Source organism: Mesorhizobium sp. M2A.F.Ca.ET.067.02.1.1, assembly GCF_004023285.1.
Taxonomy (GTDB): domain Bacteria; phylum Pseudomonadota; class Alphaproteobacteria; order Rhizobiales; family Rhizobiaceae; genus Mesorhizobium.
Genome location: NZ_RZSB01001281.1, coordinates 1 through 818, shown reverse-complemented (window position 1 = coordinate 818; position 818 = coordinate 1). Strand labels below are relative to the sequence as shown.

The following is an 818-nucleotide window of genomic DNA, read 5'->3' as shown; positions in this document are numbered from 1 at the left end:
AGATGCGACTTGCCGGAACCCGAATTGCCCTGCACCAGCAGGCGCGCCGGCGGCCCTCGACCTTGAGGAATTGCTGGCGACCCGCCTGCTGGTGCAGGGCAATTCGGGTTCCGGCAAGTCGCATCTGCTGCGCCGGCTGCTCGAACAGAGCGCGCCCTGGGTGCAGCAGACCATCATCGACCCCGAAGGCGATTTCGTGTCGCTGGGTGAACGCTTTGGACATCTGGTGATCGACGCCGAGGAGCATACCGAGCGCGGTCTGCAGGCGGCGGGCGAGCGCGCGCGCATCCACCGCGTCTCGACGGTGCTCAATCTCGAGGGGCTCGACGCCGAGAACCAGATGCGGCGCGCAGCGGCTTTCCTCGGCGGTCTGTTCGAGGTCGCGCGCGACCACTGGTACCCGATGCTGGTGGTCGTCGACGAGGCGCAGCTCTTCGCGCCCGCCGCCGCCGGCGAGGTTTCGGACGAGGCGCGCAAGCTCTCGCTCGGCGCCATGACCAATCTGATGTGCCGCGGCCGCAAGCGCGGGCTGGCCGGCATCATCGCCACGCAGCGGCTAGCGAAGCTCGCCAAGAACGTCGCGGCGGAAGCCTCCAACTTCCTGATGGGCCGCACTTTCCTCGACATCGACATGGCGCGCGCGGCCGACCTGCTCGGCATGGAGCGGCGCCAGGCCGAAGCCTTCCGCGACCTGGAGCGCGGGCATTTCATGGCGCTTGGGCCCGCTTTGTCGCGCCGCCCGCTCGGCGTGCGCATCGGCCAGACCGAGACCAGCCCGCGCAACGGCACGCCGAGCGGGCGGCGCGACAAAGCGGGCC

General features: G+C 69.9%; 1 protein-coding gene. It reads left to right on the top strand.

The annotated features are described in order from the left end of the window. Nucleotides 1–818: ATP-binding protein (locus EOA28_RS37310; RefSeq protein ID WP_148671186.1), on the top strand; the 818-nt coding region annotated here is incomplete at both ends.